The organism is Paenibacillus durus ATCC 35681 (assembly GCF_000993825.1).
Taxonomy (GTDB): domain Bacteria; phylum Bacillota; class Bacilli; order Paenibacillales; family Paenibacillaceae; genus Paenibacillus_AQ; species Paenibacillus_AQ durus_B.
The window spans coordinates 2,531,313-2,554,935 of sequence record NZ_CP011114.1; the positions used below are offsets into that span (position 1 = coordinate 2,531,313).

The window sequence follows — 23,623 nt, forward strand, 5'->3', positions numbered from 1 at the left end:
CTCCTCCATTTGCTTGCCAAATCAGGCGATAAAAGCGGCCCCGATCGCGCCCGTAACCTGCGGATAACTGGTCACGTTTACCGGTTGTTTCAGAATCTCTTCAAGCGCGCTGATCACGCCGACATTTTTGGCAACGCCTCCGCTCATCCCCAGCGGCCCCTGGATACCGACGGATTTGAGCAAAGCGACGGCTCTTGTGGCGATAGAATCATGCACGCCCCGAATGATATTGGGAGCCGGTGTTCCGACCGCGACAAGAGAGACCACTTCCGTCTCCGCAAATACCGTACACATGCTGCTGATTCGCGCCGAAGTCTCCGCTTCGCGGGAAAGTTCGCCCAGGTCCTCCAGCTTGACACTCAGCGCCCGGGCGATAATATCGAGAAATCTTCCGCAGCCGGCCGCGCATTTGTCATTCATCATGAAATTGACGACACCGCCGTTTTCGTCGATCTGAATGGCTTTGCTATCCTGTCCGCCGATATCGAGTATGGTCCGGATTTCGGGATTCAGAAAATGCATGCCTTTGGCATGGCAGATAATTTCCGAAGCGTTCTTATTGGAAAAAGGCACATTTTCCCGTCCATATCCTGTCGTCACTACGACGTCGACGTCTTGCTCCGACAATCCCGCCTTTTCGAGCACATTGCGGTAAGTGATTTCTGCGGAGGCTCTGTTGTTACCCCCTGTATAAACGACATCATAGGCTATGACATCCTGCTTGTCTTTTAGAATCGCCGACTTCGTGGACAGCGATCCGATATCGATTCCCACTGATATCATGGAAGACATCCCCTTTGCTTCATATTATTTTGCTCTTTCGTCCATTCGCCCGCGCGGACTGTCCGGCATTACTCTGGCAGCGCAGCGTTTAACTGAACGGCTGAAGATTCCACATGCTCATGATCAAAGATTGAATAATGGTCCCCCTGTAAAGGATACATCTTTAGCGTCTTGCAATAACGGCCCCATTCCGGAAGCTCCGGAATCGGCGAGCCGGTGGCGGCGAACAGATGAACAGGTGACGCCAGATAACGGTCAGGCTCATACTCCGTTCTGGCCGCATGCAGACTCCGAATCGTATTGAAGGAGCATAACCATTCGCGAAACGGGGCTTTGGAAGCAATCAGCATCGGAACCTGCCACTGATCCGCTACCGTCCGCCGAAAGAGGCCGGAGTCGATGCCGCCTTCCTCTTCCCGACCTACGAATGTGCGCCATAATTCGTCCAGGCTGCGGCACTGCGCCAGCCGGTTCTTGTCCTCCTGGGACACGGCATACTTCGACAGCCATTCCAGCTCTGCTTGCAAGGTAACGCTACCCAGCGATTCGGCCGGGTAATATCCCGGCGGAGGCGGATCAAACAGCCCGCAAAAGGCGACTTCGTGACCGCCTGCCTCCAGCTGGCTCGCCATCTCAAACGTAATAGTTCCTCCTATTGACCAGCCGGCTAAATAGTAGGGCCCCGATGGCTGTATTTCCGCTATCCTGCCAATATAATCCCTGGACAATTGCGGAATAGACAATGTCTGAGGAACACCATCGTTAAATTCATTGCACAGGATTCCGTATACGGAGAAGTCGGACCGAATTCGGGCGCACAGCTTGAAATAGCCTTCGATTCCTCCGGTTCCGTCATGGATGAGAAACAACGTTCTCTTGGGACTCACTCCCCGTCCGAGCAAAATCGGCCGGGCTCTGGCCGGGTAAGGCCAGGAGGAGTACACGCTGCCGTTAGTGGGCGCGTTCATGCAGCATTCCCTCCTTGTATCAAACTCGGTTACCTGTTCAAGAGCAGATCGTCTCCCAGCAGCTGCTCCACCTTCGCTGAAAGCTCGCCCACCGTAGCGGATTCCATAACATCCATAATGGAAAGCTCGACATGAAACAATTTTTCGACTTCCAGCGCCACATTGATGAACAGCAGAGAGTTTCCGCCTAGAAGATATAGATCATCGTTCATATCCACTTCTTCACGATGGAACATTTTTTTAATCAGCTCCGCCATTTTCCGTTCCGTATCCGACCGGGGCGCTTGCTTCTCCGCGTGAAGCAACACCGGAACTTCTTCCGGATCGGGCAGCGCCGCCAAGTCAACCTTGCCGTTTGCCTTCAAGACCAGGGAGTCAAGCGGAATGAACAAGGAGGGAATCATGTAAGACGGCAAATGCCCCTCCAGAAAAGTACGCCACGTCTGGGCGCTGCCTTTTCCCTCCTCTTGCAAAACAAGGTAAGCGACGATACGTTTCTCGCCTTCTCGCGTCTCATTGACAACGACCACCGCTTCCCGGATATCGGGATGGCTGATCAATACCCGCTCGATTTCCCCAGGCTCGATCCGGTAGCCGCGTATTTTCACCTGCTGGTCGATCCTGCCTAAGAACTCAATGCTCCCATCCGGCAGCCATCTTGCCAGGTCTCCCGATCGGTATAAACGTTCGTTCGGAAGAAACGAAGCGGATCTAAATTTCTCCGCATTCAGATCGGGCCGGTTCATATATCCGCGGGCCAGACCGTCGCCGCCTATGCACAGCTCGCCCGCAACGCCCGGCGGCAGCAGATTCCCGTAACCATCCATAATGTATACCGTCGTGTTCGCAATCGGTTTGCCGATCGGAACCCGGCTTCCCGTCTCCTCGCCGACCCTGTGGAAGGTAGTAAACGTTGTATTTTCCGTAGGCCCGTACATATTAAGCAGAGTTAATCCCGGACAGGCTTCCCGAACCCGCTCCGCAGGCTTCGCCGGCAGTACATCACCGCCTACCAGTAGGGCAGTCAGGGGCGTGAACAGATCCGGCTTTTGTTCCGACAACTGGTGGAATAAGGGAGTCGTCAGCCACAGCAGATCAATTTGATACTCCGCGATAAAAGCCCCCAGCTTATCGGCTCTCAGCAAAACATCTTCCTCCGCTACATACAGCGTTAGACCATTCAATAAGGCGCCCCATATTTCGAAAGTGGTCGCATCAAACGATGGCGAGCCGGTCAGCAGGATTCTCATCCCTGCATGAAGCTCTATATAGCCCCCGTTCTTCACCAGCCGGACGACATTTCGATGTTCCACCATCACCCCCTTCGGATGTCCGGTTGAACCGGAGGTGTACATGATGTACGCCAGAGTGCTTGGCTCGCTGGTGTTCACCAGGTTAGCGTTATCGGACGCACCGCCTAGAGCCGCTCCATCCTGCTGCACTTCGACTTTGACAACTTCAACACCCGCATACCCAGCTTCTATCCAAGCATTACCTTGTCCCGGTATTCCTGCCTGGACAAGCACAAGCGCCGCTCCGCTGTCCCGCAGCATAAATTCGATACGCTCCGGCGGATAAGAAGGGTCGATGGGCAAATAAGCGCCGCCTGCCTTCAGAATGGCAAGTATGCCGAGTATCATTTGGGGAGAACGCCCCGCGAGAATGGCTACGACGGACTCGGGGCCGATTCCCCGGTCTTGCAGCACCCGGGCCAGCCGGTTGGACCTCGCATTCAGTTCGGCGTAGGTCCAAGCTGTGCCTGCTCCACTTAGCGCGATCGCGTCCGGGGTGCGGCTTGCCTGTTCCTCGAACAGCTCATGGATGCATTTATCCGACGGATAGGCGGCGCGGGTATCGTTGAATTCCTTAACCAGCTTCTCCCGCTCGGCCGCGTCCGTCAGCCGCAGCTCCTTCACCCGCGCATCCGGTCTATCCGCAATATCCTCCAGCAGATGGCCGTACATCTTCAGCAGCCGGCGCACCGTCTCCGGCCGGAACAGGTCGCTGTTGTACTCCGCCCATACCGCCGTCTCTCCTTCCCGCTGCCGGATATCAAACAGCAGGTCCGCCTGCGTCGCGTCGCTTTCCGCTTCCAGCCACGTCTCCTTCAGGTCCGCAAATCCGCCTTCTTCTTTCGCTTCCGTTACCATGTTGAACATCACCCGGAAGAGCGGATTCCGGCTGTGCTGCCGGTCCGGGTTCAGCTTGCGCACCAGTCGCTCGAACGGATAATCCTGCATATAATACGCCTCGTCCACTTTTGCGTGTACGGTCTTCATCAGGTCCTCCCAGGCCAATTCCCCGTCGACCTCGGCCCGGATCGCCACCGTGTTCACGAAGAAGCCTGCCGCCCGGCTCAGCTCCTGGCTGTAATGCCGGCCGGCGAACACCGTCCCGACGACCACATCGTCCTGGCGGCTGCATTTGTGCAGCAGCACATAATAAGCCGACAGCAGCGCCGAGAACAAGATGACCCGCTTGTTCAGGCACTGGAACTTCAGACGGCCGATCAATTCGTCTGACAGCTCCAGCTTCTCGAGCCCGCCCCGAAAGCTGATTCCCGGCGGCGGCGGAAAGTCGGCCGGCAGGTCCAGCACGGGCAGTTCGCCCTTGAACTGCTCAAGCCAGTACGCTTCCTGCTCCACTGTCGCCTCTTCCCCGAACGTCTCCTTTTGCCACAGCGCATAGTCGCCATAGGCGATGCCAGGCTGGGGCAGCTCACCCGCCTCCGCGCCGATCCGGCGGTTATACAGCGTCTTCAGGTCCCGCCACAGAAGCTGGAACGTCGTCGCATCGGAGACGATATGATGCAGCTTCAGGACCAGGAGGGCCTCATCCGCTCCGTACTGCACCAGAATCGCCTGAAAGAGCGGGTCGCCTTCCCGGATAGCGATCGGCTCCCGGCATTCCTTGGAGAACCATTCCGCCAAAGCCTGCTCCCGGCTGCCTGGGTCCCCTTGGGACAGGTCGACCAGCCTGAACTGCTCCGGCGAGAAGGGGCCGAACGATTGGACGGGGGGCTGGGCCAGTTCAATTGTCGTCCGAAGCGCGGCATGGCGTCCGGCCAGTTCCTCCACGGCCCCCCGCATCGCTTCCGCGTTCAGCCTGCCCGTCAGCCGCTTGGCTGAAATCAAGTTCCACAGGGCACCACCCGGCGCCAACTGGTCCAGATACAGAACGCGTTCCTGCTGATAGGACAGCGGGTAATCCCGCCGTTCTTCCCTGTGCTCAATCGCCGGATATCTCCTTATCGAAGTTGTCAATGATTTCACTCCCCGTTATTTGAATAAGGTGAAGAGCTTGCCGAGCGCCTCTTACGGATCAAGAAGCGCCGACGGGCAGCAGGGATTCAACCGTTTTTGCCAATTTCGCCAGGACGGGCAGATCGATGAAATCCATGAGCGACAGACTGATGCCGAATGTCTGCTCAATTTCTGTAATAAAACGGATCGTTAACAACGAATTGCCGCCTAAATCGAAGAAATTGTCATTCGGATTAATGCCGGAAATGTTGAGAATGGATTCGGTTATTCCAATTAGCTTCCGTTCCACTTCGCTTATCGGCTGGTCAGATTCATTCTTCGAATCATGATTAAGGCCGGGAGCTGGCAATGCGGAGCGGTCCACCTTCCCGCTCTTGTTCAGAGGCATAGTCTCCAGCTGGATAAAGGCGGAAGGTATCATATAGGAAGGCAGCCACTCGGCCAGATGCCGTTTCCATTCCTCGTCCGGTATCTCGGTGTCCGGATGCACGACACAGTAAGCGACCAGCATCTGACGGCCAGGCTCATCCTCTCTGGCGATGACAGCCGCCGACAAGATCGACGGATGCGAAGCCAGCGTTTCTTCGATCTCGCCAGGCTCAATCCGGAATCCGCGAATTTTGACTTGCTGATCAATCCGGCCAATATAGTCCAGTGTGCCGTTATCCCGTCTGCGGACCAAATCTCCGGTGCGGTACAATCTTTCTCCCGGGCGGTAAGGGTTCGGAGCGAACTTCTCGGCTGTAAGTTCGGGAAGATTCGCATATCCGCGCGCGAGGCTCGGTCCCGAAAGGCATAGTTCCCCGATCAAGCCTATCGGCAAAAGCTGGCTGTAACGGTCCAGAACATACGCCTGCACATTCGCCAGCGGAGCTCCGATCGGAACCTGCTCTTCCGGCGTGTCCTGCCGGAGCCGGTGGCAAGTTGCATAAATGGCCGTTTCCGTCGGACCGTACACGTTGACCAATTCCGTGCCGCTTACTTGTTCATGGAAGGATCTGACGACATGGGGCTTAAGCGCTTCTCCGGCGGCAAACGCATACCGCAAGCTGGCAAGCTCCCGGATTCCTCTCGCCTTAAGATCTTCCAAGAATGCTTGAAGGAATGACGGCGAGAAATTGGCATGGGTAACCCCGTGCTCCGTGATCGCCTTCACGATTTTGACCGGTTCCTTTTCCGCTCCCGGTTCCAAGATTACCAGCTTGCCGCCCTCAAAGAACCAGCCGAACAGCTCGGAGACGGAAACGTCGAAAGCAAAGTGAGTCTTGAGCAGATGGGCGTCGTTTGAATGAACCGGGAAGGTCTGCTGCATATAAAACAATGTATTCAGCACGGAGCCGTGTTCGACCATAACGCCTTTCGGTTTGCCCGTTGAGCCCGAGGTGTACATGATATATATCAGATCTTCCGTATGGCTGACGGGCTCCAGATGATCTGCCGAACTGGCGGAAGCCAGCGCTTCCTGAATGCTGACTACTGGAACCGGGCCGCTATCCGCTCCGTCCGGTGCAGGATGGACGAGCAGCAAGCGGGCATTGCTGTCCTCCAGCATATAGCGTCTCCGCTCCGCGGAAATCTGCGGGTCGACGGGCACATAGGCGGCTCCCGCTTTGAGAACGGCCAGAATGGAAATCACCATCTCGAAGGAGCGCTCGCTCATAATGCCGACGACGCTTCCCGCCGCAATATCCTTGTCACGGAGATAGCGGGCCAGCCGGTTGGCTTGGCGGTTCAGCTCCTCATAGGTCATCGTATCCTCCAAGAAGACGAGAGCCGTCCGGTCCGGGGTGCGGCTTGCCTGTTCCTCAAACAGCTCATGGATGCATTTGTTGGGCGGATAGGCGGCGCGGGTATCGTTGAATTCCTTAACCAGCTTCTCCCGCTCGGCCGCGTCGGTCGGCCGCAGCTCCTTCACCCGCGCGTCCGGTCTTTCAGCGATGTCCTCCAGCAGATTAGCGTACATCTTCAGCAGCCGGCGCACCGTCTCCGGCCGGAACCGGTCGCTGTTGTACTCCGCCCATACCGCCGTCTCTCCTTCCCGCTGCCGGATATCAAACAGCAGGTCCGCCTGCGTCGCGTCGGATTCTGCCTCCTGCCACGTCTCCTTCAGGTCGGCAAATCCGCCTTCTTCTTTCGCTTCCGTTACCATGTTGAACATCGCCCGGAAGAGCGGATTCCGGTTGTGCTGCCGGTCCGGATTCAGCTTGCGCACCAGCCGCTCGAACGGGTAATCCTGCATATAGTACGCCTCGTCCACTTTCCCGTGGACCGTCTTCACCAGGTCCTCCCAGGCCAATTCCCCGTCTACCTCGGCCCGGATCGCCACCGTGTTCACGAAGAAGCCTGCCGCCCGGCTCAGCTCCTGGCTGTAATGCCGGCCGGCGAACACCGTCCCGACGACCACATCGTCCTGGCGGCTGCATTTGTGCAGCAGCACGTAATAAGCCGACAGCAGCGCCGAGAACAAGATAACCCGCTTGTTCAGGCATTGCGCCTTCAGGCGGCCGATTAATTCGTCCGGCAGCTCCAGCTTCTCAAACCCGCCCCGAAAGCTGATTCCCGGCGGCGGCGAAAAGTCGGCCGGCAGGTCCAGCACGGGCAGCTCGCCCTTGAACTGCTCCAGCCAGTACGCTTCCTGCTCCAAGGTCCGCTCTTCCTCAAACGTCTCTTTTTGCCACAGGGCATAATCGCCGTAGGCGATGCCGAGCTGGGGCAGCTCACCCGCCTCCGCGCCAGTCCGGCGGTTATACAGCGTCTTCAGATCCCGCCACAGAAGCTGGAACGTCGTCGCATCGGAGACGATATGATGCAGCTTCAGGACCAGGAGGGCCTCATCCGCTCCGTACTGCACCAGAATCGCCTGAAAGAGCGGGTCGCCTTCCCGGATGGCGATCGGCTCCCGGCACTCCTTGGAGAACCATTCCGCCAAAGCCTGCTCCCGGCTGCCTGGGTCCCCTTGCGACAGGTCGACCAGCCTGAACTGCTCCGGCGAGAAGGGGCCGAACGATTGGACGGGGGGCTGGGCCAGTTCAATTGTCGTCCGAAGCGCGGCGTGACGCCCGGCCAATTCCTCCACGGCCGCCCGCATCGCTTCCGCGTTCAGCCTGCCCGTCAGCCGCTTGGCCGATACTTTGTTCCACAGGGCGCCATCCGGCGTCAGCTGGTCCAGATACAGAATGCGTTCCTGCTGATAGGACAGCGGGTAATCCCGCCGTTCCTCCCTGTGTTCAATCGCTGGATACTTTCTTTTACCTTGTCTCATAGCTTCTGCCCTCCTACCGGATTAAATGAAGACTTTGCTCTGCGCTTGATCAGCTCATCGGCAATGATTAGCCGCTGAATTTCCGAAGTCCCGTCACCGATTTCCGTCAGCTTGGCGTCCCGAAACAACCGTTCCAGAGGCAATTCACGCGAATAGCCGTAACCCCCGAAAATCTGAACGGCATCCTTAGTGATTCGCGTCGCGGTTTCCGAAGCGAACAGCTTAGCCTCCGACGCTTCCTTGGCGAAGGGCTTGCCGCTATCCTTCAGGTGCACGGCTCTTTCCAGCAGCAGCCGGGACGCGTTCAGATTCACTTCCATATCCGCAAGCATATTTTTAATCGTCTGAAACTGGTATAGGTATTGATCGAACTGCTTGCGCTGCTTCACATATTGCAGACAATGCCGCTGCGCTTCCTCGGCGATTCCGACGGCGATTGCAGCCATGCCCATGCGGGCGCTTGCCAGCGTTTCATGCAGAACTTCCAAGCCAAAGTTCTTGCGTCCAACGACATTTTCCTTCGGAACGATCACATCCTGGAAGATGAGTTCACCCATATCGGCGCCTCTCATCCCGAGCTTGCGTTCCTTCTTGGAGGAAGTTGAGATGCCTTCCATACCTTTTTCCAGAATAAAAACGGTAAGACCGAGCATTTTTTTATCCGGTGCCGTGCTCGCCGCCACAAGATAAATATCCGCTACATTCGCATTGGTGATAAAGGTCTTAGACCCGTTCAACACGTAATGGTCGTCGTGCTCCACGGCCCTTGTCCGCATGGAAGCCATATCCGAGCCGCTGTCCGGTTCGGTCAGTGCAAAAGCGCCGATCGCTTCTCCCGTAGCCAGCCGGCTGAGGTGTGCGGCCTTTTGCAAGGGGGACCCGAAGGCATGAATCGGATGGCCGGTCAGGCAGGTATGGGCCACAACCGTCATCGCCGTTGACGCGCAAGCGGCGGCAAGCTGACGGACGAAGGAGATGTAAGAGGCAAAACTCTGGTCCAATCCTTCGTATTCTTCGGGATAAGGTATCCCAAGCAGGCCGAGCCTTCCCATTTCTTTCATATTGCTCATTGGAAACGTCTCCTGCTCGTCGATCTCCCCCGCCGCCGGCTCCACATAGGTCTTGATAAAGTTCGACGCCGTTTCTTCCATAATCTGCTGCATTTCGTTAACCGTCATTGCTTTCACACTCCAAACGTTTTATGCCATAATTCGAGAGCGATCAAGGCATGCGATGTGCGGAAGACGGCCAAATTGTCCAGCCCCGCGTAATCGCCCCGTTTATTCAAAAAATCGATCGTTTTTCTCTTATCGAAATAGGCTGAAATTTTGGAATTGCCGGAACGGATCAGGTCGGAGGCCAGCTGCCTCTGAGCGATAACCGATTTGGGATCAACCGGGAAGGGAAAAGGCTTCTTCTTCCGGTCGGTTATGGCGCTGGGAAGAATAGACTTTCCGATTTCTTTCAGAAACCATTTTTCGCTGCCATCCTTCAACTTGTATTGCGACGGAAGGTTTATCACGCGCTCCACGATACGGTAATCCAGAAAAGGCACCCGAACTTCCACACCCGAGGCCATGCTCGTCTTGTCCTGCCGTTCCAGCATCTCAAGCAAATAATATTTCATGAATAAATATAAAATACGGTTGAGCGGGTCCCGGGACGGAAACTGTCTTAACGAATCCCGGAGCGATGACTCCACCTTGTCCCGGAATCCGGTCCGCTCCCCTACGGCCTGGTCAAGCAGTCCGGATACTTCCCGGTAATAGGGAGCCCACGGGAACTGGGAGACCTGCCCGGAAGGATCGCCGTTCAGGAAGAAGAAGTATCCGCCGAACAGTTCGTCGGCCCCTTCACCCGAAATGACGACCGACACCTCTTTTTTAATTTCCCGATACAGCAAATACAAGGACGGCGTCGTCAATTCAACGGGCTTTTCCATATGCCAGGTGACCTTCTCCATCATGTCCCTGTAATCTTCCGTCCGGAAGATAAATTCCCTATGATCCGTCCCAAGGTGCTCTGCCATGAGTCTCGCATAGGCCGTGTCGGAATTAGAGGCGCTCACGTCTCGGTTGTCCCCGTATTCCATCGAGAACGTGCGCAATCGGGAATCAGACCCGCCGCTTACCGCGAGCGCCGTCAGCAGACTTGAATCCAGCCCCCCGCTGAGCAGAGAGCCGAACGGAATATCGCTCATGCGTCTTTTCCACACGGAGTCGGTGAGCAGCGACAGCGTCTCATCCTTCCAGGCATCAAGCGACCTTTCTCCCCCTGCGTCCGCCTTCATACTCCAGTACCGGGCCGCTGTCAGCTTCGTTCCCTGCACGCTGAGCGTATAACCCGGGGGCAGAGAGTGAATATTTTTGAACATGGTTTGCCCTTCGAGCAGAACGGTGCAGAACAAGTACTCGGGAACCGCGCCTTCCCGCACCTCCGCCGTAACCGAGGGATGGGACAGAATCGCCTTGATTTCGGAAGCGAAAATAAAACTATGTCCGACCATCGTATAATACAATGGCTTTACTCCAAGCCGGTCCCTTGCCATGAACAGCGTTTCGTTTCGTTCGTCCCACAGCGCAAAGGAGAACATGCCGTTAAATTTAAGCACGCAGTCCGGGCCGTATTCCTCATAGGCGTGAACAACAACCTCCGTATCGCAGTTGGTGCGAAAGGTATGGCCTTGCTGGATCAGCTCGCGCCGCAGCTCCGGAAAATTAAATATCTCGCCGTTATAGGTCAGCCAGATGCTCCCGTCTTCATTCGTCATCGGCTGCCCGCCGTGCGCCAGGTCGATAATCGACAGCCGCGTATGGCCGAGACCGATTCGATTGCCGATATGCACCCCTTCCCCATCCGGTCCCCGGTGGCGAAGCAGACCAATCATGTTCCGCAGCTCCGCTTCGAGGACTTGGTGTTCCGCGTCCGTGTTAACAATGCCGCATATTCCGCACATACTTCCTCCCCGCGCCTCGACAGGCGATTAGAAATAATACCAGATGGTCTTGTAATCCCGGATATCCTCGCCCAGCGCTTCAAGCTTTGCCAAATAATTGCCGATAGGCTCATCCTTGAACAAAAAGGTGTTAACCGGAGCCATGTACTTCTCCCATGGATAAAATTCATAGATTCGGCTCCCGTCCTTGTGGATCATAACGATATCGTGATCCTGCCAGGCGTTCAGATCGTTTTTGCCCAGTGTAGGCACGTTGAATACCGGCTTGTCCGTCCTTACCGTCCCAGGGAGCAGGCGCGCCTCTTCCTTCTGCTCTTGAAGCAGCCGGGCAACGGGAACTTTAAAATTCGCCGTCTCTTCCTTGCCTTTCAGGTTAAATAAGTAATAGGGAGTGACGCCGATAGACCGAAGCTGCTCCCTTAGAAAGCTCGTCTCAAACTTCCGGCTGTTGTAAAGCGTGAATACCTGCTGATTGTAGATGTCGATTCCGGCTCTCTTCAGTTTAAGCGCGGCCTCCGCCGTTTCTTCGGATATCTCGTAGGCATGCTGAAAATGAGTCATCATCGTTATCGTTTTAAAGGGCGGCTTATGATAGGCGCATAGAATGCGCAGCAGCTCCTCGTCAAATCGCATGGGCATCGTCACCAGCGTTCGGGTCCCGATCCGGATTCGCCGGATATGCTCGATCTCGTACAAATTTCGGATGACATATTCCAGCATTTCGTTGTTAACGGTAAGCGGGTCGCCGCCCGTAATCAGCACTTCGCTGATCGAGGGATTGGACCGGAACCAGTCGAATGCTTTCTCCAAGTCCTGAAAAGCAGGCTGCGCCTCGTCTTCTTCCTCACCCTCAAGCTCCCAATTCCGCTGACAGTACACGCAGATTTGGGGACACCACAAATAGGGCTTGACGATCGCGATCATCGCGTACCTTCGGGTTACGGATTGTTCAGGAGACGTATCCCGCTCATGCATGAAATCCAGCGATTCCCTTCCGCCGGAACAAGCCTTGAGATAAGCATCAAGGTAAATCCGGTTCGGTATGACTTGCGCCCGCAAGCTGCGGTCCCGGCCGGACAAGGACGATTCCATGTCCATCAAGGACAAATAATAGGGCGTTATCCCGAACGGCAGCCGGTGCTGCGTTGTTACCCGAATCATCTCCTGCTCTTCATCCGTCAAGGAGATAATTTCGGCAATATCCTCCAAGCGTTGAAACCGGTGCCGCAGATGCCACTTGTAATCGGACCAATCGCTTTCTTCCGCACCCAAATACCGCAGAATTCGCGCGCGCATCGCGTCTCTGCCCTGTTTCACCGCCGGGTGCAGCCCTGTCATATATTCGTTTTTGCGGATAAACTCCTCATATTGATTCGCCTTCCCGTCCAGATGGACCGACCTCGCCTCCGCCGCTTCCCGGCCTTCCAGATGGACGAATTCGGGCACCTCCCGCTTACAGATTCCCGACTTGGAGTAAATGCCCGACAGGCCGATCACACCTTTGAACAGATGAGTCATTTCCGCCAGAAACGCGTCGCTGACATCCGGCCAGTCCTCCTGCTTCCAATGCTCCGTCGCCATTTCCCAAATGACAGCAAGACAACTATGCCCCGTCTTCCGTTCATTTCCTTCGGAGATCAGATTGCGGAATACCGCGATACAGCTTCTTACATTCTTTTGTTCAAGCGGATGCAGCGGACAATCGCTCTTGAGAACGTTCTGTTCGCATTGGTTCAAATAATCAAACAGCCGCCCCCGAGCTTCCGCCACAGTCTCGCTCATCACCAAGAGCCGCAAAATGTCTGGATTGGCATCCAGCCATTCGGTTAATTTTTCACGGGAAGCCATGCTACCACCACACGCTTTCGGCCCTGTATTCATGAAGACATCAGGCTCTTCTCCACTTCTTCCGACAGGGTTAATGTCGTCTCCGCTGGATCTTCAACTCGTCTCAAAGCTTCTTCTCTGGTAATTATCCCCTGCTGCACCAATAAACTCATTTCATAATCATAGGGGTGGAAGCCGTAGTGCTCCAAATGCTTCACAATTCCCAGCGAATTCAAGCGGCAGTTCGATGAATTGGGGTCTACATCCTCCGGTCTGACCCATCCGAGCGAGGAAATCGTGTCGTAAATGTTACGCTCGTCGTAGCCGATTAGCGGAAATGCGTTGACGGTGTACGGAAACGGACGGGTTCGATATTCCTCTTTGTTCAGCATGACATAGTCATAAACGTCTTCGCCCAGACGATCCGCAAGCGGCCGGAACAGATTTTTCCTTAATTCGTAAGGTATTTTATTGTCCTGAAAAATGATCTCGTTCTCCGACTGGATCAATTGGCCGGGACTGTTGCCCAGCATGACGAGCGGTATCCCTTTCTCTATGGCGACCCTCAGCGACATGGTAGTCACCATACGGATGCATGAGATGCAAATTCCGCTGCCGAAACCGGTCAGATGGGGCGGATAGATGCCAGGCTCCGAGCTGCCGAGAAAAATTTTGTTCATGATATCCGCCCGCGGCTTTACGATCAGATGGTCCACATCCATCGCATTCAGCACCGTCCGCATATTGCGGAAAGAGGCTTCGGACATATAGCCGTTATCAAAAGTACAGGCCAGCAGCGATAAGCCGTACTTCTCCTTCAAGGTATGAATCAGGAATGTGCTGTCCTTCCCACCGCTGAATGCCACCAACGCATCGTATCTGCGCTTGACGGACTTGCAGTCCTCCAGCAGTTCCGATAGCCTGCCGCGTAATTTGTCATAAGAAGGCAGGGCGGATCTGTTCTCCGCTTGCCTGCACAGGGAGCACACTCCATCCGAATCGAACGTAATTCCGGGATAGGTCTCGGGCAGAACGCAACGTGTACAACGCTTCACAACGACATTCCTCCTGCCGGCTCCCTCAACAGGGACCGATTGATTTTTAATGTGGCCGTCTTGGGCAAACTGCCGCAAAATTCAACCTCATATGGAATCATGTAATGCGGCAAATTCCGTTTGCAGTGCAAGATGACATCCTGCGCCTCAAGAGACGCGCCCTCCTCCCGGACAATGACCGCTTTGATGCGGACGTTGCCGTTGACGTCCGTTATGCCAACCGCGGCGGCTTCCCGTATCCCGGGCATCCGGCAAAGGCCATCCTCGATTTCTTCAGGACTGACGCGGATTCCCATCAATTTGAGCATCATGTCCTTACGGCCCTCAATGTAAAGAAAGCCCTCTTCATCCAGCCGCCCCAAATCGCCCGTATACAGCCTTCCGTTCCTGAATGTCTCCGCCGTCAGCTTGGGAAGATTCCAGTAACCGGGTGAAACGAAGGCCCCCTGATGGGTAATTTCCCCGATCTCTCCGGGCCGGCAGGGCTCGCCTTCCGGATTGACGATTTCGATTTCCACTCCCGGCAGCGGCTTGCCCGCCGAGGGGAATTTCCGGTCAAAGTCTTCCGGCAAGAGACAGGTGGAGCGGAACGCCTCGGTTGTACCGTACATCATGTAGAACCGGGTCTCGGGTAGCACAGACCTAAGCTTCTTTATTTCGTTTGGGGGAAAAGCTTCCCCGATAATAGATATATATCTGAGATTCGGATAATGGTGCCCGGCAAAAGGAGAATGTCTTTGCAGCAGCATCCTCCAAAAAGAAGGAACGGCATGGAATCCGGTGATTCGTTCTGTCAACAAGGTATCGACAATATCTTTGGGGAAGACAGAATCTTGCAAGATCAGTGTTGCTCCGGCAAATACGGAAGTGAACAACTGGCTTAAAGCTCCGTCAAACGAAAATGGGGTAACGCTGATAATCCGGTCGCTGGCATGGTTCCCCAGCAGACCTGCCGACACGACTGTCGATTCATACAAAATACGATGGGTAACGACGATGCCTTTCGGTCTCCCGGTGGAACCTGAGGTATACAAAATGGCAGCGGGATCATCTTCCAGGGCCGGGACAGGCTCAATCTTCCCCGGATTACCGCCGGTACTATACTCCGCCAGCGGCAGCGAAATCACATTCGGAACGGTTCCGGCAAGCTCCGCATTAAGGAACGTTCCAGTTTTGCCTTCATGCAAAAACAGCAGCTTGATTCCGCAATCGGCCGCAATATGACGCAGCTGCTCTTCTTTAAAGTAGGGATTGATATGGACAAAGACGGCGCCAATTCTCATAATGGCGAATAAAGCGATGATTTCATCCAAGCATTTAGAAGAAAAAATGCCGACACGATCACCCTTTCCAATCCCCTTGGATACAAGCAAGCCCATGACAGCGTCAACCGCCGCTTCCGCTTCCATGTAGGTAAGCCCCTGGCCCTTGCAGCGAAAGGCCTCCTTGTCCGGCTGCTCAATTGCCGCTTTGGACAGCAATTCATGAATGAACATCATTGGCGCACTCCAAGGTTCCGCTTCCTTTCCACGAGTCCCACCAAGCCGTCGATCGTACCGAAGCTCTCCATATCCACGTCTTCTTCGGATATCTCAAGCCCAAAGGTATTCTCCAGGAACGCCAGCAAGTCAAGTACATCCAGTGAGGTTAAGATTCCTTGCTCAAATAAGTTGCTTGCATGATCGGACACCGGTTCATTGATCAAATCCTGTATAAAACCCGCAATAAGTTCTCTTTCGTTCATGATAAATGCCTCCTCTAGTCTTAAATAAGATCCTTATCACTGCCCGTTAGCAACAGTTCTGAACGTTCCCGACTCTATGCAATGGATAAATTCCGGTATGACCCGGAACAAATCTCCGACAATACCATAGTCGGCATATTGAAATATTGGCGCGCCGGCATCGGAATTTATCGCAATAATCATCTCCGACTTATCCATGCCGACCGTATGCTGGAGCGCGCCCGAAATGCCGCATGCGATATAAAGACTCGGCTTTACGATAACGCCCGTTTGACCGATTTGTCTTGCAGCTTCCAGCCATCCTTCATCTACCAGCGGACGGGTAGCGCCAATCTCGGCCCCAATCGTCCCTGCCAGCTTGTGAATCAGCGGCAGATTCGCAGCCGCACCGATCCCCCGGCCGACTGCGACGATTGAATCAGCCTGTCCGAGCTCGAAACCCTTTCCATCCCGCAATATCCTCTTCCCCAGCGTATATACAGACTGCATCACAGGATATTCATCACTGAAATCGAGAATCATTCCTGGGGGATGCCCGGAATGATCCGCTCTCTGGAAGGCGCGTTCTTTCAGCGTCGCCATCTGGGGAGAATGATGCGGAATGACGATCCGGGCCAGAACGCCGCCGCCAAGCGCAGGACGGGTAATAATCAACCGGCGGGTCTCCGGCTCCAAGCTTAGATCGGTGCAATCCGCGCACAATCCGGTGTCCAGCTTTGCTGCGATTCGCGGAAACAGGGAACGGCCGTGTTCCGTTGCTCCGCCGAGGAATATATCCGGCTGTCTTCTCGCCAGCACATCGGCGGTTATGCGGGTAAGAACATCTTCCGCATAGGAAGGAAGCCAGTCCAAGTCAAGCAGCCATACCTCGTGGGCACCGCAGCGCATCACTTCCCCGGCAAGCTGACGGCTGCCGTTTCCGGCTATGATCGCCGCTATTTTGAAGGAATCCGACTCTCCGGTGAGCGACCTGGCGGCCCCGATTGCCTCATAGGACGATTCGTCGATAACTCCGCCGGTGTGTTCGATATAAACACATATCACAGTGGGCTGACGTTCGCTGACCTCATCTGCCGCTGCGGGGTTATTCGCCGCTGTCTCCTTGTCCTCTTCCGGCCACTCGGCCGAATCCTGGCGTATCGCCTTGTTTGGACATAATGATGCGCAAAATCCGCACTCCATGCATCGCTCATCGTCGATGACTGCTACGGTTCCGTTAACGGATATGGCCTCGACCGGGCACATGCTCCTGCATATTCCGCACCCGCTGCAGTCGGTCTCGTGAATGATCAAGCTCTATCCTCCTCCCTCCTGACCTTTGGCTCGGGTTAACCCGAGCCGGGATACCAACCGGGAAACGCAGGCCGTATCCTCTTCAAAAATGCTGAGTTCAGCCTCTTGGCGTTCGCCGGCTTTCACCAATCGGGTCATCTCCAGCACTCGCGTCGGCGATCCCTTTAATCCCATTCTTCCCGGGTCAGCGGCCAAGTGTTCCTCCGTCCAGATCGTTATCGTCTCCCTTCTCGCCCGGAGCGTCCCCCGTATCGTCGGCAGCCTTGGACGGTTGCTATGCTTGCGCACACTGAACAAAGCGGGGAGCGGCAGAACATACTCAAGCTCACAGTCGCCGCTTTCCTTGATAGCGGATATCTCCGGACTCCCGTCCTCATACCGGACATCGATCACTCTCGTCAAATGGGGAATGCCTAAATACTCGGCTACTTCGGGACCGACTTGTCCCGTCTCCCCGTCCGATGATTGCTCTCCCGTAAAAATCAAGTCATACGGAGAAAGCTTCCGAATCGATGCAGCCAAAGTATAGGAAGTCGCCAGCGTGTCCGCTCCCGCAAAGACCGGCGAGGACAGGAGTATGGCCCTGTCGGCTCCCAAACCTAAAGCTTCCTTCAACGGTCCGGCGCATTGAGCCGGTCCCATTGAAATGCAGGTCACCCTTCCCCCGCAGGCCTCTTTGAGTTTAAGTGCCGCTTCCAAGGCAAACATATCGTTCAGGTTATTGCGCAATTCGAACTGATCCCTGCCTGCCAAGTTGTCGGAAGTATTTTCCATAACCGGAATCTGCTTGAGGCATACAACAATCTCCAATCATTTCACCTCACTTTGGCTTGGTTTGCAGTCGAAAATTCACGCTTTCAAAACAATGGCTTTTTCGTCTTTTAATTTAAATTTATGGAATTTAACAACATTTTTTCCAACGATATTAGGATAATCCGAATACATGTTATGCCCTATGAAAAATGTCACCTTTTTATATTTTTGTATATTTATTGGATATTATAGAGGATTTAGATTATTTGCGATGCAAAGAAAGCCAAATAAGCTGCACCGGTACATAAGTACGGAAGCAGCTCATTTGGCTTTTTGTCAGTAGCTATAATCAGTAGCTATAAAATGTTGTCATTGTCATTTGCCATACCGTCAGGGGCAGACAGGTCCTATCTTATTCGCCGCATCTCGAAGGCGGAGCTTCGCTGCCGGCCTCGACATTGATTTTTTCCGAAACGGTGTCCCGGATGACGGAAACGACCAGCTGCAGCAGGTAATTGATATCGGTCTGGCTCTGCTGGAATTCGGTGACCAGCGGGATGCTGTCGATCTCGTCCTGAAGCTCATTAATTTCGCCCTCGATCTTGGCCACCATCTCTTTATTTCCGAAGCTTTCGAAGGCGACAATCTCCTTCTGCTTCTTCTTCATCTGGGCAATCAATCCCTGAACACGTTCATGATTCCGGATTTTCTCCTCCGCCTGCTGAAACAGCTTAACCTCTTCACTGGTCGAAATCAGCGACGCGAGCTCCTTAGCCTTGGCCATAATGTCGTCACGTACGATGAGATCGCGGGTATCGTAGGACATCATCCCGTAATTATTCACACGGCCTTTCTCCTCTGTCATACAGGGTCGCTCACTTTCGTTATGGAGTTAATGGACGCCGGCGGCGGCGGCCACGTAATCGCCTTTGATATACCAGGTCTTCGTATCGGTGATCCGCACCTTGATAAAGCTGCCGATAAGCTCCTTCGGTCCTTCAAAATGAACCAGCTTGTTGCTGCGGGTCCGTCCGGACAGGACGGCGGCGTTATTTTTGCTCTCTCCTTCGACCAGCACCTCAACCGTCTGTCCAAGCATCCGGTCATTGCCGATCCGGCTCTGATCGCTGATCAGCTCGTTCAAGCGCCGCAGCCGGTCGCTCTTGACCTCTGCCGGCACATTGTCCTCCATAGCGGCCGCCGGAGTTCCTTCACGAGGCGAATAAATGAACGTGTAGGCCATGTCGAAGCCAACCTCGCGCACGAGCGCCAGCGTTTCCTCGAACTGCTCCTCCGTCTCGCCGGGGAAACCGACGATAATATCCGTGGTCAGCACAAGGTCCTTGACCGATGCTTTCAGCTTGCCGACGAGTTTCAGGAAGGTCTCCCGGCTGTACTTGCGGCTCATTTTCTTCAGAATGGCATTGCTGCCGGACTGAACGGGCAGATGGATGCTCTCCATCAGATTGCCGCCCTTCCCCAGCACTTCCACAAGCTTATCGTCAAAATCGCGCGGGTGGGAAGTCATGAACCGGATACGCGGGATGTCGATCTTCCGCAGGTCATCCATCAAATCGCCAAACGTGTAATCGATATTGCCAAAATCCTTGCCGTAAGCGTTCACGTTCTGCCCGAGCAGCGTCACTTCCTTGAAGCCCTGGCGGGCCAGTTCGCGAAGCTCCGCAATCACGTCCTCGGGACGGCGGCTTCGTTCCTTGCCCCGGGTGTATGGGACGATGCAGTAGGTACAGAATTTGTCGCAGCCGTACATGATGTTGACCCAGGCGCGCATACCCTCCCTTTTTTTCGGCAGGTTCTCGATAATGTCGCCTTCCTTGGACCAGACCTCCACGACCAGTTCCTTGCTGAACATCGCTTCCTTAATCAATGCAGGCAGGCGGTGGATATTATGCGTTCCGAATATCATATCAACAAATCCGTGCTTCGACATGATCCGGCTTACGACGCCCTCTTCCTGGGACATGCAGCCGCAGACGCCGAGCAAGAGACCCGGTTTTTCCGTCTTCAGATGCTTGAGGTGGCCGAGCTCCCCGAATACCTTATCCTCGGCGTTCTCCCGGATGGCGCAAGTATTGAGCAGAATAATATCTGCCTGGGTCCGGTCCTCCGTGCTCCGGTAGCCCATCTGCTCCAGCAGACCTTTCATTGTCTCGGTATCATGCTCATTCATTTGGCAGCCGTAGGTCGTGATGGAATACAATTTGCCTTCGCCAAAAGCTTTCATGTCCTCGGGAATGGCAAAATCGTAGTGGACCTGAATGTCTTCCTTGCCGCGCCGCTTGCCTTCCTTATAGTCGGGCTGGCTGTTCACCTGAATCGTTCTTCCCTTGATGCGGTATGTGGTCTTGCCCTCTTCCTCGCTGATTACCTTCGCTCCGCTAAAATCGAAGTATTTGGAGTAATCCTTGGCACCCTTGCCGGATTTTAAGTCCGGTGAGCTGTTCTCCTTGTTCATGCTGTCACATCCTCTATTCGAAAACGATGAATTTTGGTTTCGCTTGCAGTTAAAAATTATAACATAGTGCCATGGAATATATCCATATGCTCAAATTTTAGGTGTTCTGCGAGGGCGGGGGCCATCGGATTATTTAACCAGCTCCGTAAACGTCGCGGATACCGCTTCGGCCAGCCTGCCGGGAGGGAGTTCCATCTGCATGCCTATTTTGCCGGCGCTCACCGCTATTTTTTCCAGCATTTCGGCGCTTTGGTCGATGAATGTGGGGTAATGTTTTTTCATACCGACCGGTGAGCACCCGCCCCGGATATATCCGGTCCATTGTTGCAGATCCTTCACGGGCAGCATTTCAATCTTCTTCACTCCAGCGGCCTTGGCCGCTTTTTTCAGATCAAGCTCTTCCGCAACCGGGATGACAAAGACATACAGATTGCTGCCGCTGTGCGAGACCAGTGTCTTAAACACGCTCTCCGGCGGTCTTCCGACCTTCTCCGCAACGGCCGTTCCGTGAATTTGGCCATCCTCATTGTCATAGGAAAGGATTTCATAGGGTATTTTATGGGCATCCAAGATCCTCAGTGCATTCGTTTTGCCAACCTGCATAGCTGCTCATTGACCTCCGTTCGCTAAATCTCATATTTTTATTATACTTTTTAGCATAGGGAATTCCCAGACCTACGGGGAGCGGCTCAGACTTCGGCAAAATTGACATTCGCACTGATTTATAAGGCAGCTTATTAACACGTGTCTAATGATCCGGATATATACTAATGTCAGAAAGCAGTTGAAAGGAGCGAGACCCTTGCCTAACCTTTGGATGCATATCGAATACGGACGGCAGCTCAAAAATGATTTGCAATCATTCTTCCCCTTCGGGGGCGGTTCTTCCGAGCATGCTCTCCTCTACCAACTGGGCTGCCAGGGTCCGGATTTACTGTACTACCACAGCTTTCTTCCCTGGAGCCGTGATATTGGCGCGGCCCGGCTCAGTGACCTGCTGCACAGCCAGAGCTGCGGCGGAGTGTTGATGGCGTTCTGGAATAAGATTCTCCGGCTTCCGCTTCAGGAACGGGGACCGGCGGCGGCTTATTTTACGGGCTTCCTGACTCATCATCTGCTGGACCGGGGCCTCCATCCTTATATTAATTGGAAATCAGGTTACAAGCACAGGGATCATCAACGGTTCGAGGTGGCTCTGGATACGGTGTTCATCAAACATCTGAACGGCCGGAACACATGGAAAATCCCCGGATGGAAAGAGATCGATGCCGGACCGGCTCTCCCCGCCAGCATTGTAGATATTTTGCATGAAACGGCTTGTACATTTTATCCTGAAGCGGCGAATTTCCCGAAATCAGGCTGGCAGCAGGCGTACCGTGATATGGTCAAAGCCCAAAAACTCCTCTACGACCCGCATGGTTGGAAGAAAAAATTGATCTACGGGCCAAACTCCGCTCTGTTCTACCGCAAGCTAACGGCAGCCGAGGAAAAGTTGGATTTCCTGAATGAGCGAAATGCCCCATGGAGGCACTCAGCGCTGTATTCGGAGGTCAGAACGGACAGTGTACCGCAGCTGTGGGAGCAGGCGCTGGTGGAGGGACGAACGGTAATAAAGGCCTTGGCAGCCTGGATGCTGGCGGATTCCCGCAAAGAAGCGGAAGTCATGCGCGAACGGTTCCGGCTTACTCTCGGTGACCGGTCCTACGACACGGGAAAGGATTGCGGTTCCAATCTGGTCAACCAGTATGCTGAACCGATCTGGGAAACAGCCGCCGTTAACTGATAGGGGATAATATACAAAATATAGGCAAACAGCGAAGCTGCGGTCCTGTGAGGACGAGCTTCGCTGTTTTTACTAGTAGAGAGTCTATTTGTACACATCGTTCGGCTAGGGTTAAGTAACAAGGCGTTCCGTTTCAGTGGAAAGCGGCTCTCCGTTGTCTGTAAATCTGCCCTGCAGGCTGTCGTTCTTCCCGCGCTCCACATCCACCTTCAACAACATCGCTATGCCCAGTCCGAAGAACAGCAGCAGAGAGAGTATCCCCATCCGGGAGCTGCCGGTAAGCTGGCCGACCAGACCGAAGAAGAAGGGCCCGAAAATCGAAGAAAATTTGCTCGTAATGTTGACAAAGCCGAACAGCTCGCCTGTACGCCCCATGGGCATCAAATCGCTCAGCAATGATCGCGAAATGGATTGGCTTCCGCCTTGGACAAGGCCGACCATGACTGCAAGCAAATAAAAATGCAAAGCTTGGGTCATCCAGTAGCCAAGGGCCACAATGAGCACATACATGAACAACGAAGCCAACAGCGTACGTTTCGGGCCGAACCGTACCGCCGCTTTTCCGAGCAGAAGGGTGCTGGGGAAGCCGACAAACTGTGTAATGAGAAGGGCCAGTATGAGATGGCTCGTCCCGATGCCAATCGTCGTTCCATAGATGGTCGCCATCAATATGATGGTATTGATCCCGTCATTGTAGAACCAAAAGGCTGCAATCAGCTTAAATAGCTGAGGGTAGCGCCGGATATCCCGGTAAGCCCCCGTAATGCGCTTAAAGCCGGAGCGGACATATCCGCCCGCGGTTAGCCCCGAAGTCTGGCGCTCCAAATTCGGCACCCGGCGCATGACCGGCAGCGCAAACAGCAGCCACCACACCCCCACAGTGACAAAAGACCAGCGCGTACCCGCCAGCCCGTCGCTTATTCCGAACAGCGAAGGCTTCTGAATCATAAGCAAATTCAGCGCAAGCAGAATGCCGCCGCCCACATAACCGGCTGCATATCCTTTGGACGAGATTTCGTCCCTTCGTCCGGGGGGAACGAGATCGGGCAGCATGGAGTCGTAAAAAGCATTGCCCCCTGAAAATCCGAGCGTTGACAATACAAGGAAAGCCGAAGCCATCAGCCAATCTCCTCTTTCCACCAAAGCGAAGCAAGAAGTTGACACGATGCCAAGCAGTGTAAAGTATGTTAAGAAGGTTGTCTTCCGGCCTGAAAGATCCGAAATTGCGCCAAGCAGCGGCGACAATATGGCAACCAGCGCCATTCCGATGGCATGAGTATACGCCAAATAGGACGCCGCCGTTGTCTTATCCAATCCGTCAGCCGCAACCGAACTGTAAAATACAGGCAGAACAGCCGCCAACACTGTTGTCGCATAAGCGGAATTGGCCCAGTCATACATAATCCACGCCCGAACAGCAGATTTATTCACGTCTTCACCTTTCCTCTCCAAAGCCCCCT

The 23,623-nt window shown here is 54.4% G+C and carries 17 protein-coding genes; 1 reads left to right on the forward strand and 16 read right to left on the reverse strand.

The window, feature by feature from the left end; translation table 11 throughout:
- Window positions 1-21: 21 nt before the first annotated feature.
- The 15 genes from VK70_RS11575 to ybaK all read right to left on the reverse strand — a co-directional run bounded on the left by VK70_RS11575 (window position 22) and on the right by ybaK (window position 20,983).
- Window positions 22-783 (reverse strand): acyl-CoA dehydratase activase, encoded by a 762-nt coding sequence (locus tag VK70_RS11575; RefSeq protein WP_036643163.1) that lies wholly within the window; start codon window positions 781-783, stop codon window positions 22-24.
- A gap of 68 nt (window positions 784-851) precedes the next feature.
- On the reverse strand, window positions 852-1,751 hold the full coding sequence (locus VK70_RS11580) for a thioesterase domain-containing protein (protein ID WP_046723305.1): 900 nt from the start codon (window positions 1,749-1,751) through the stop codon (window positions 852-854).
- A 29-nt stretch (window positions 1,752-1,780) separates the two neighbouring features.
- Window positions 1,781-5,014 carry a non-ribosomal peptide synthetase gene (locus VK70_RS11585; RefSeq protein ID WP_052756001.1) on the reverse strand — a complete coding sequence of 1,078 codons (3,234 nt, stop codon included), beginning with the start codon at window positions 5,012-5,014 and terminating at the stop codon, window positions 1,781-1,783.
- Window positions 5,015-5,072: 58 nt separating this feature from the next.
- Complete coding sequence (locus tag VK70_RS11590) at window positions 5,073-8,276, reverse strand: non-ribosomal peptide synthetase (protein ID WP_046723307.1); 3,204 nt, start codon at window positions 8,274-8,276, stop codon at window positions 5,073-5,075.
- Window positions 8,273-9,454 (reverse strand): acyl-CoA dehydrogenase family protein, encoded by a 1,182-nt coding sequence (locus tag VK70_RS11595; protein WP_025700056.1) that lies wholly within the window; start codon window positions 9,452-9,454, stop codon window positions 8,273-8,275. Before VK70_RS11595 ends, VK70_RS11590 begins: the two co-directional genes overlap by 4 nt.
- Window positions 9,455-9,459: 5 nt before the next feature.
- Window positions 9,460-11,232 carry an asparagine synthase (glutamine-hydrolyzing) gene (gene asnB, locus VK70_RS11600; protein ID WP_046723310.1) on the reverse strand — a complete coding sequence of 591 codons (1,773 nt, stop codon included), beginning with the start codon at window positions 11,230-11,232 and terminating at the stop codon, window positions 9,460-9,462.
- Between the two features lie 27 nt (window positions 11,233-11,259).
- Window positions 11,260-13,080: a KamA family radical SAM protein gene (locus VK70_RS11605; RefSeq protein ID WP_025693863.1), complete on the reverse strand. Its 1,821-nt coding sequence runs from the start codon at window positions 13,078-13,080 to the stop codon at window positions 11,260-11,262.
- 29 nt (window positions 13,081-13,109) lie between these two features.
- Window positions 13,110-14,114 (reverse strand): adenine nucleotide alpha hydrolase family protein, encoded by a 1,005-nt coding sequence (locus VK70_RS11610; RefSeq protein ID WP_025693864.1) that lies wholly within the window; start codon window positions 14,112-14,114, stop codon window positions 13,110-13,112.
- The gene (locus VK70_RS11615) at window positions 14,111-15,613 is read right to left on the reverse strand and encodes a class I adenylate-forming enzyme family protein (RefSeq protein WP_081754706.1); all 1,503 of its coding nucleotides are present in this window, start codon (window positions 15,611-15,613) and stop codon (window positions 14,111-14,113) included. The genes VK70_RS11610 and VK70_RS11615 overlap by 4 nt, the downstream gene beginning before the upstream one ends.
- Window positions 15,610-15,858: an acyl carrier protein gene (locus VK70_RS11620; protein ID WP_025693866.1), complete on the reverse strand. Its 249-nt coding sequence runs from the start codon at window positions 15,856-15,858 to the stop codon at window positions 15,610-15,612. Before VK70_RS11620 ends, VK70_RS11615 begins: the two co-directional genes overlap by 4 nt.
- Window positions 15,859-15,894: 36 nt before the next feature.
- Window positions 15,895-17,151, reverse strand: coding sequence for an electron transfer flavoprotein subunit alpha (locus tag VK70_RS11625; RefSeq protein ID WP_025693867.1), 1,257 nt, complete (start codon window positions 17,149-17,151; stop codon window positions 15,895-15,897).
- Between the two features lie 3 nt (window positions 17,152-17,154).
- Window positions 17,155-17,961 carry an electron transfer flavoprotein subunit beta/FixA family protein gene (locus VK70_RS11630; RefSeq protein WP_025693868.1) on the reverse strand — a complete coding sequence of 269 codons (807 nt, stop codon included), beginning with the start codon at window positions 17,959-17,961 and terminating at the stop codon, window positions 17,155-17,157.
- Between the two features lie 355 nt (window positions 17,962-18,316).
- Entirely contained in the window at window positions 18,317-18,769 is a 453-nt protein-coding gene (locus VK70_RS11635) for a YlbF/YmcA family competence regulator (RefSeq protein WP_025693869.1), read from the reverse strand.
- Window positions 18,770-18,796: 27 nt separating this feature from the next.
- On the reverse strand, window positions 18,797-20,380 hold the full coding sequence (gene miaB, locus VK70_RS11640; RefSeq protein ID WP_025693870.1) for a tRNA (N6-isopentenyl adenosine(37)-C2)-methylthiotransferase MiaB: 1,584 nt from the start codon (window positions 20,378-20,380) through the stop codon (window positions 18,797-18,799).
- Window positions 20,381-20,509: 129 nt separating this feature from the next.
- Complete coding sequence (ybaK, locus tag VK70_RS11645) at window positions 20,510-20,983, reverse strand: Cys-tRNA(Pro) deacylase (protein ID WP_025693871.1); 474 nt, start codon at window positions 20,981-20,983, stop codon at window positions 20,510-20,512.
- 199 nt (window positions 20,984-21,182) lie between these two features.
- Here ybaK and VK70_RS11650 point away from each other — a divergent pair, with 199 nt between their 5' ends.
- Window positions 21,183-22,163 (forward strand): zinc dependent phospholipase C family protein, encoded by a 981-nt coding sequence (locus VK70_RS11650; RefSeq protein WP_025693872.1) that lies wholly within the window; start codon window positions 21,183-21,185, stop codon window positions 22,161-22,163.
- Window positions 22,164-22,274: 111 nt separating this feature from the next.
- Here VK70_RS11650 and VK70_RS11655 read toward each other — a convergent pair whose 3' ends face one another.
- Window positions 22,275-23,594 (reverse strand): MFS transporter, encoded by a 1,320-nt coding sequence (locus VK70_RS11655; RefSeq protein ID WP_046723312.1) that lies wholly within the window; start codon window positions 23,592-23,594, stop codon window positions 22,275-22,277.
- Window positions 23,595-23,623: the final 29 nt, after the last annotated feature.

What these genes read in the sequence shown, in the direction of transcription:
- VK70_RS11575 (WP_036643163.1), bottom strand. Translation starts at nt 783, where the DNA reads ATGATATCAGTGGGAATCGATATCGGATCGCTGTCCACGAAGTCGGCG.
- VK70_RS11580 (WP_046723305.1), bottom strand. Translation starts at nt 1,751, where the DNA reads ATGAACGCGCCCACTAACGGCAGCGTGTACTCCTCCTGGCCTTACCCG.
- VK70_RS11590 (WP_046723307.1), bottom strand. Translation starts at nt 8,276, where the DNA reads ATGAGACAAGGTAAAAGAAAGTATCCAGCGATTGAACACAGGGAGGAA.
- VK70_RS11595 (WP_025700056.1), bottom strand. Translation starts at nt 9,454, where the DNA reads ATGACGGTTAACGAAATGCAGCAGATTATGGAAGAAACGGCGTCGAAC.
- asnB (WP_046723310.1), bottom strand. Translation starts at nt 11,232, where the DNA reads ATGTGCGGAATATGCGGCATTGTTAACACGGACGCGGAACACCAAGTC.
- VK70_RS11605 (WP_025693863.1), bottom strand. Translation starts at nt 13,080, where the DNA reads ATGGCTTCCCGTGAAAAATTAACCGAATGGCTGGATGCCAATCCAGAC.
- VK70_RS11615 (WP_081754706.1), bottom strand. Translation starts at nt 15,613, where the DNA reads ATGATGTTCATTCATGAATTGCTGTCCAAAGCGGCAATTGAGCAGCCG.
- VK70_RS11620 (WP_025693866.1), bottom strand. Translation starts at nt 15,858, where the DNA reads ATGAACGAAAGAGAACTTATTGCGGGTTTTATACAGGATTTGATCAAT.
- VK70_RS11635 (WP_025693869.1), bottom strand. Translation starts at nt 18,769, where the DNA reads ATGACAGAGGAGAAAGGCCGTGTGAATAATTACGGGATGATGTCCTAC.
- miaB (WP_025693870.1), bottom strand. Translation starts at nt 20,380, where the DNA reads ATGAACAAGGAGAACAGCTCACCGGACTTAAAATCCGGCAAGGGTGCC.
- ybaK (WP_025693871.1), bottom strand. Translation starts at nt 20,983, where the DNA reads ATGCAGGTTGGCAAAACGAATGCACTGAGGATCTTGGATGCCCATAAA.